Raw genomic sequence first — 7,197 nt, forward strand, 5'->3', positions numbered from 1 at the left:
ATCCTCGATCATGACCCCGTGGGGCCCGGTGAGGCCTGCATTGTTCACCGCCAGCTGAAGGGCGCCGAACCGCTCGACCGTGGCCTGGACCGCCGCGCGCATCGCGGCCTCGTCTCGAACGTCGGCCTCGATCGCCAGCGCACGTTCCAGGCGCGCGGCCACCGCCTCCAGGCCGGTGCGGTCGTGGCCGACGAGCGCGACTGCCGCGCCGCCCGCCGAAAGACGTTCTGCAACAGCCTCGCCGATGCCCGTCGCCGCGCCGGTGACGAGCGCTACCTTGCCTTCGAACTCCGCCATGCCGCCATGACGCGTCAGGCCTCGATGTCGTTCCCGCGCATCTCACGGATGAAGAACAGGCCGACGACGAAGGTCACCGCCGCCACCGCGATGGGGTACCAGAGGCCGAAGTAGATGTTGCCGGTTGCGGCGACCATGGCGAAGGCGGTCGTGGGCAGGAAGCCGCCCAGCCAGCCGTTGCCCAGGTGATAGGGCAGCGACATCGAGGTGTAGCGGATCCGGGCCGGGAACATCTCCACCAGGGCCGCGGCGATCGGGCCGTAGACCATGGTCACGTACAGCACCAGCAGCCACAGCAGGCCGACGACCAAGGGCTTGTTCACCCGGGCTGGGTCGGCCTTGGCGGGATAGCCGGCGGCTTTCAGGTGTTCGCCCAGTTCGGCGGTCCAGGCCTTCTTGCGGGCGTCGAACTCGGCCTTCGCCAGCCCGCGGCCATCGAAGCTGGCGAAGGTGTCGCCGCCGATGCGGATGCTGGCCGGGCTGCCGGCGGGCGCCGCCTGGTTGACGTAGGAAACGCCGGCGTTGGCGAGCGCCGACTTGGCCACGTCGCAAGAGCTAGTGAAGGCAGTCTTGCCGACCGGGTCGAACTGGAACGAGCAGTCGGCCGGGTCGGCCACCACCGTCACCGGCGCGCTGGCCGTGGCCGCCGCCAGCTGCGGATTGGCCGCGGCGGTCAGCGCCTTGAAGATCGGGAAGTAGGTCAGCGCCGCCAGCAGGCAGCCCGCCAGGATGATCGGCTTGCGGCCCACCTTGTCGGACAGCCAGCCGAAGACGATGAAGAACGGTGTGGCCAGCGCGAGCGATATGGCGACCAGGGTGTTGGCCTGGGCGCCGTCGACCTTCAGCATCCGCTCGAGGAAGAACAGGGCGTAGAACTGGCCGGTGTACCAGACCACCGCCTGGCCGGCGGTGAGGCCGACCAGCGCCAGGATGATGAGCTTCAGGTTGCTCCAGCGGCCGAAGCTCTCGGCCAGGGGCTTCTTCGTGGTCTTCCCCTCGTCCACCATCTTCTGGAACACGGGGCTTTCGTTCAGCTTCAGGCGGATCCACAGCGAGACGCCCAAGAGCAGGATCGAGACCAGGAACGGGATGCGCCAGCCCCAGGCGCGGAAGGCCTCCTCGCCCAGCTGCGTGCGGACCAGCAGGATGACGACGAGGCTGAGGAAGAGCCCGGCCGTGGCGGTGATCTGGATCCAGCTGGTGTAGAGGCCGCGCTTGCCCGGCGGCGAATGCTCCGCGACATAGGTGGCGGCGCCGCCGTACTCGCCGCCAAGCGCCAGGCCCTGCACCAGGCGCATGACGATCAGCAGGATGGGAGCGGCGACGCCGATCGTCGCGTAGCTGGGCAGCAGGCCCACGACGAAGGTCGACAGCCCCATGAGCAGCATGGTGACCAGAAAGGTGTTCTTACGTCCCCAGAGGTCTCCCAGCCGCCCGAACACGATGGCCCCGAACGGCCGAACCGCGAAACCCGCGGCGAAGGCCAGGAGGGCGAAGATGTAGCCCGTGACCTCGTTCACGCCGGAGAAGAAGTGCGCGGTGATGAAGGTGGCGAGCGAGCCGTAGAGGTAGAAGTCGTACCACTCGAACACGGTGCCCACGGACGCGCCCGCGATCACCATCGCATTGCCGCCCCGCGCCGGAGCCGCCTCCGCCGTCGCCATCCTCGCCCTCCCGAAATCTTGTTGGGCAGGACCGTAGGGGCGGAATGGTCAGGCTGGCAACGCCTGCCTCGTCAGTCCTTTTCGCCGAGTTCGCCCGTGGCGCGCTGGAGGTAGTTCGCCTCGCCCAGGCTCTTCAGCAGGGAGAGCTCGGTCTCGAGGAAGTCGATGTGCTCCTCGGTGTCGGACAGGATCTCGGTCAGCACCTCGCGCGAGATGAAGTCGGCCGCGGCCTCGCACTGCTTGATCCCCTCGATCAGGGTCACCCGGCCGCCGGTCTCCAGCGCCAGGTCGGCCGTCAGGCTCTCGGCCACCGTCTCGCCGATCGACAGCTTGTGCAGGTCCTGGAGGTTCGGCAGGCCGTCGAGGAAGAGGATGCGCTTGATGAGCTTGTCGGCGTGCTTCATCTCGCCGATCGACTCTTCGTAGGTGATCTTGCCCAGCTTGGCGAAGCCCCAGTTCTCGTACATGCGGGCGTGCAGGTAGTACTGGTTGATCGCCGTCAGCTCATTGGTGAGCACCGCGTTCAAGAGCCGGATGATCGCCTTGTCGCCTTGCATCGCTGAGCCTCCGTCCAGGTCAATGCAGGCGGAAATGCCCGCGCCGGCGCACGCGGTCAAAGCCTATGTCTGCAAGTGATTTGCGGTTGCCGAGAAATCTGCAGTTTTCGCTGCGAATGACTTTCGGTCGCTGAAAAAGCGGCGGAATCCGGCCTATTCGGCGGCGTAGCGCAGGACCTCGCGCTCCTCGTCCAGCATCTTGCGCATGTCGCAGACGCAGCGCGCGCACTGGGCGGTGGAATCGCACGCCTTGAAGATCTGGGCGGGCCGGGTGGCGCCGGCCGCGATGGCCGCACGCACGTCACGCTCGCGGATGCCGTTGCAATTGCACACGTACATGTGGGCGCGCACGCTCCTGCCGACTTGGCTTCTGCCTGACTTCGATCTAACCACATGCGAACGCTTTTGCAAGTCATTCGCAGGGCCTGGCCGTTCGGTTTCTGCAACAACGGCCGCGCTCACGCTTCCAACGCAGATCGCACGAAATCGCTTCCGAGCGGAGGCGTCGCCTACATCTTGAAGGCGCTGCTGAAGTAGGCTCTAGGGCGCCATGGCCGAACCGCTCTGCCGCCTTTACCTGATCACACCGCCCAGGCTGGACGATCTGGCCGGCTTCGGGCGCAGCCTGGCGCATGCGCTGGACGCCGGCGACGTCGCCGCCCTGCAGGTCCGGCTGAAGGACGTTCCCGACGAGATTATCGCGGGCGCCGTCGACGCCCTGCTGCCGATCGCCGCTGCGCGCGGCGTGGCCCTGATCCTGAACGACCGACCCGACCTCGCCGCCCGCCTAGGCTGCGACGGGGTGCACGTCGGCCAAGAGGACGCGTCCTACGCCGAGGCGCGCCGAGCGGTGGGCCGGGACAAGATCGTGGGCGTCACCTGTCACGACAGCCGGCACCTCGCCATGGAAGCCGCGGAGGCCGGGGCCGACTATGTCGCCTTCGGCGCGTTCTTCCCTACCACGACGAAGGACCCAAAGACCCGCGCCGAACCCGAGATCCTGTCGATCTGGCAAGAGACGATGGAGGTCCCGTGCGTGGCGATCGGCGGCATCACGGTCGAAACCGCCCGCGAGCTCGCCCGCGCAGGCGCGGACTTCCTGGCCGTCTCGGCCGGAGTGTGGAGCTACGGCGACGGTCCCGCGGCCGCCGTCGCCGCCTTCAACCGCGAGATCGAAGCGGGCGTGGCCGAGCGGGGCTAGGTCGGCGCTCTCGGATATTCCGGGATGCCGTCGGGCACGCACACCGAGGGGTGCCGGTGCTCGGTCCAGATGACCCGTTCCGGCGGCGGGAGGGTGGGATCGGCGAACGCGCCGCCGGCCACCATCACCCGTCCGGGACGCGCCCCGGCCGTCCACCAGACCGTGGCGCCGCAGCTGGGGCAGAAGCGGAAGTCCAGCGGCTTGCCGCTCTCGCCGGTCCGCCGGAAGACGCTCTCGGCGCCCTGCCGCTCGACCACCTGGTCCGCCTCGAAGAAGAGGGTGACGCCGTAGAAGCTCCCCGTGCGCCTCTGACACTGCTGGCAGCAGCAGGTGGACACCAGCGCCGGATCACCTCGCACGACGACCTTCAGCCCTCCGCAGGCGCACGCCGCTTCCCGCACCTTCGCCGCACTCATCGCCGCTGTCCTTGCCTTGCCGGGGCCGCGCCTCTAGGTTCCGGCGCCCTTAAGACCCTCCGAGATCTTTGACACGTGATCGCCCAATCGGCCCTCCTGAAAGTGATGAGCGACGCTGCGCGCAAGGCCGCGCGCGGGCTCAACCGTGACTTCGGCGAAATCGCCGAGCTGCAGGTGGCCAAGAAGGCGCCCGCCGACTTCGTCTCCGCCGCCGACCTGAAGGCCGAGCAGGTGCTGTTCGAAGCCCTCACGAAGGCCCGCCCCGGCTACAGCTTCTGGGGCGAAGAGCGCGGCATGATCGAGGGGACCGACAAGACCCACACCTGGATCGTCGACCCGCTGGACGGCACGACGAACTTCCTGCACGCGATCCCGCACTTCGCCATCAACATCGCGCTCGAGCGCGAAGGCGCGGGCGTCGTGGCGGCCGTCACCTACAATCCCGCCACCAACGAGCTGTTCTGGGCCGAGAAGGGTAAGGGCTGCTACGTCAACGACAAGCGCCTGCGCGTCGCCGCCCGCCAGCGGCTGGACGAGTCGGTCCTGGCGACCGGCATCCCGTTCCTGGGCCACGGCCAGCACGCCCGGTTCCTGAAGGAGCTGCACCAGATCACCCAGCGCGTTGCGGGTGTTCGCCGCTTCGGCTCGGCGGCGCTCGATCTCGCCTGGGTCGCGGCGGGGCGCTACGACGGCTACTGGGAGCGCGACCTGAAGGCCTGGGACCTGGCGGCCGGGATGCTGCTGGTCACGGAGGCGGGCGGCAAGGTGACCGACGCCGAAGGCGGTGAGGACATCCTGAAGGCCGGTTCGATCGTGGCCGGCAACCTCGACATCCACCCCCTGCTGCTCGAACGGTTGCAGGCTGCGAAATAAGGGCCAAGCTGGCGGGCATGATCACCCGCCGCACCATCGCCCTTTCCGGACTGGCTGCCTCGATCACGGGGCCGGCCTTCGCCAAGCCGAAGCGCCCGATCGTCATCGCCCACCGCGGCGCAAGCGGCGAGCGGCCCGAGCACACGCTGATGGCCTATGAACTGGCCATCGAACAGGGCGCCGACTTCATCGAGCCGGACCTCGTTCCCACCAAGGACGGCCATCTGGTCGCCCGTCACGAGAACGAGATTGGCGGCACGACCGACGTGGCCAACCGGCCCGAGTTCGCCGGCCGCAAGGCGACGAAGACCATCGACGGCGAGCAGGTGACCGGCTGGTTCACCGAAGATTTCACGCTGGCCGAGCTTAAGACGCTGAGGGCCCGCGAGCGGCTGCCGCACCTTCGGCCGGGCAGCGCCAAGTTCGACGGCCGGGACGCCATCCCGACGTTCGAGGAGGTGGTGAAACTCGCCAGGGCCAAGGGCGTCGGCGTCTACCCGGAGATGAAGCATCCGACCTACTTCTCGGGCCTGGGGCTGTCGCTGGAGCCGCGGCTGGCGGACGCGCTGAAGCGCGCCGGACTGAACAGTCGCTCGGCCAAGGTCTTCGTCCAGTGTTTCGAGCCCGAGCCGCTGAAGGCGTTCGGCAAGCTTTCGAAGGCCCGCCGCGTGATGCTGGTCGGCCAGGGCCCGGCGCCGGTGGACGCGCGCAGCGAGGCGGGCGTGAAGGCGATCGCCGCGTTCGCCGAGGGGCTAGGTCCGGAGTGGCCGCTGGTGCTGCCCGTGAACGATGGAGCGCTTGGCGCACCCACCGGCCTGGTGGGCTGGGCGCAGGCCGCCGGCCTGCAGGTGCACCCCTGGACGGTGCGGGCCGAAAACCACTTCCTGCCGAAGAGCCTGCAGCGCCCAGGGGGACCGGCGGCTCACGGCCACGCCGCGGCGCTCGTGAAGGCGCTCTACGCCGCCGGCGTCGATGGTGTGTTCAGCGACTTCCCGGCGCTGGCGGTGGCGGCGAGGCCCTAGGCCGCCGCACCGAACTGGAGCGAGGCGAGCCGGGCGTAGAGGCCCTTTCGAGCCACGAGCTGGTCGTGCGTGCCCTCTTCCACCACCCGGCCTTCGTCCATCACGACGATCCGGTCGGCCTTCAGCACGGTGGCGAGGCGATGGGCGATCACCAGGGTGGTATGGCCCTCCATGGCCTGGTCGAGGGCTTGCTGCACCAGGCGCTCGTTCTCGGCGTCCAGCGCGCTGGTCGCCTCATCGAGCAGCAGGACCGGCGCTTCCCGGACCAGGGCGCGGGCGATGGCCAGGCGCTGGCGCTGGCCGCCCGACAGGCTGCGGGCGCGCTCGCCGACCGGGGTGTCGAAGCCCTGCGGCAGGGCGGCGATGAAGCCTTCGGCATGGGCGGCGGCGATGGCGGCGCGCACATCCTCGTCCGAGGCGTCCGCACGGCCGAAGCGGACGTTCTCCAACGCCGAGCCCGAGAACAGCGGCGACTCCTGAGCGACGAGCGCCATGCGGGCGCGAACCGCGGCGGGATCGGCGTCCCGCAGGTCGACTCCGTCGAGCAGTACACGGCCCGCTTGCGGATCGTAGAAGCGCAGCAGCAGGCGGAAGACGGTGCTCTTGCCGGCGCCCGAGGGGCCGACCAGGGCCACCAGCTCGCCGGGGCGCACGTGCAGGGAGAAACCCTTCAGCGCCGGCAGGTCCTCGCGCCCCGGATAGGCGAAACTGACGTTCTCGAAGGCCAACTCGCCGCGCGCCGGCGTCGGCAGCGGACGCGGGTTTGCCGGGGCGGCGACGCCGGGACGGGCGTCCATGAGCTCGCCCACGCGCTCCATGGCCCCGGCCGCCTTCTGCACGTCGCCCCAGGTCTCGCCGAGCGCGCCGACGGAGCCCGCAGCCATCACCGAGAGGAAGGCGAACTGGAAGAGCGCGCCCCAGCTCATCTCCCCGCGCAGGCCGGCGTTCACGCCCAGCCAGAAGACACCGACGATGCCGCCGAAGACCAGGGCGATGACCAGGGCCGTCATGATCGCGCGCGCGGTCATCCGCCGCACGGACAGACGGAAGGCCTGCTCCACCGCCTGGCCGAACACCGCGGCCGCCGCCTTCTCGCGCCCGAAGGCCTGGACGGTCTCCAGCGCATCGAGGCTCTCGCCGGCGTAGCCGACCGCGCCGGCGAACTGG

Annotated in this window: 9 protein-coding genes; 3 read left to right on the plus strand and 6 right to left on the minus strand. The window is 69.4% G+C overall.

The features are described 5' to 3' along the window. The 4 genes from RIF93_RS17020 to RIF93_RS17035 form a co-directional block, all read right to left on the minus strand. On the minus strand, positions 1 to 297 hold a 297-nt coding region (locus RIF93_RS17020; protein ID WP_309092643.1), incomplete at its 3' end, for an SDR family NAD(P)-dependent oxidoreductase. Positions 298 to 311: 14 nt separating this feature from the next. Beyond that, a complete protein-coding gene (locus RIF93_RS17025; RefSeq protein WP_309092644.1) occupies positions 312 to 1,961 on the minus strand; it encodes an MFS transporter in 1,650 nt (549 codons plus the stop codon). 71 nt (positions 1,962 to 2,032) lie between these two features. Beyond that, on the minus strand, positions 2,033 to 2,518 hold the full coding sequence (gene bfr, locus RIF93_RS17030; RefSeq protein WP_309092645.1) for a bacterioferritin: 486 nt from the start codon (positions 2,516 to 2,518) through the stop codon (positions 2,033 to 2,035). A 153-nt stretch (positions 2,519 to 2,671) separates the two neighbouring features. Then, positions 2,672 to 2,857, minus strand: coding sequence for a (2Fe-2S)-binding protein (locus RIF93_RS17035; RefSeq protein WP_309092646.1), 186 nt, complete (start codon positions 2,855 to 2,857; stop codon positions 2,672 to 2,674). Between the two features lie 211 nt (positions 2,858 to 3,068). Here RIF93_RS17035 and thiE point away from each other — a divergent pair, with 211 nt between their 5' ends. Beyond that, entirely contained in the window at positions 3,069 to 3,719 is a 651-nt protein-coding gene (gene thiE, locus RIF93_RS17040) for a thiamine phosphate synthase (RefSeq protein ID WP_309092647.1), read from the plus strand. Here thiE and RIF93_RS17045 read toward each other — a convergent pair. Beyond that, the gene (locus RIF93_RS17045) at positions 3,716 to 4,135 is read right to left on the minus strand and encodes a GFA family protein (RefSeq protein ID WP_309092648.1); all 420 of its coding nucleotides are present in this window, start codon (positions 4,133 to 4,135) and stop codon (positions 3,716 to 3,718) included. The two genes, thiE and RIF93_RS17045, sit on opposite strands and share 4 nt — an antisense overlap. A 75-nt stretch (positions 4,136 to 4,210) precedes the next feature. On the opposite strand from RIF93_RS17045, the gene RIF93_RS17050 reads away from it, so the two are divergent. Next, positions 4,211 to 5,008, plus strand: a complete 798-nt coding sequence (locus RIF93_RS17050; protein WP_309092649.1) for an inositol monophosphatase family protein — start codon at positions 4,211 to 4,213, stop codon at positions 5,006 to 5,008. A 17-nt stretch (positions 5,009 to 5,025) separates the two neighbouring features. Beyond that, positions 5,026 to 6,030 (plus strand): glycerophosphodiester phosphodiesterase family protein, encoded by a 1,005-nt coding sequence (locus RIF93_RS17055; RefSeq protein ID WP_309092650.1) that lies wholly within the window; start codon positions 5,026 to 5,028, stop codon positions 6,028 to 6,030. Here the strand turns inward: RIF93_RS17055 and RIF93_RS17060 are convergent. Further along, positions 6,027 to 7,197: ATP-binding cassette domain-containing protein (locus RIF93_RS17060; RefSeq protein ID WP_309092651.1), on the minus strand; the 1,171-nt coding region annotated here is incomplete at its 5' end. The two genes, RIF93_RS17055 and RIF93_RS17060, sit on opposite strands and share 4 nt — an antisense overlap.

Source organism: Phenylobacterium sp. (genome assembly GCF_031181185.1).
Classification (GTDB): Bacteria; Pseudomonadota; Alphaproteobacteria; order Caulobacterales; family Caulobacteraceae; genus Phenylobacterium.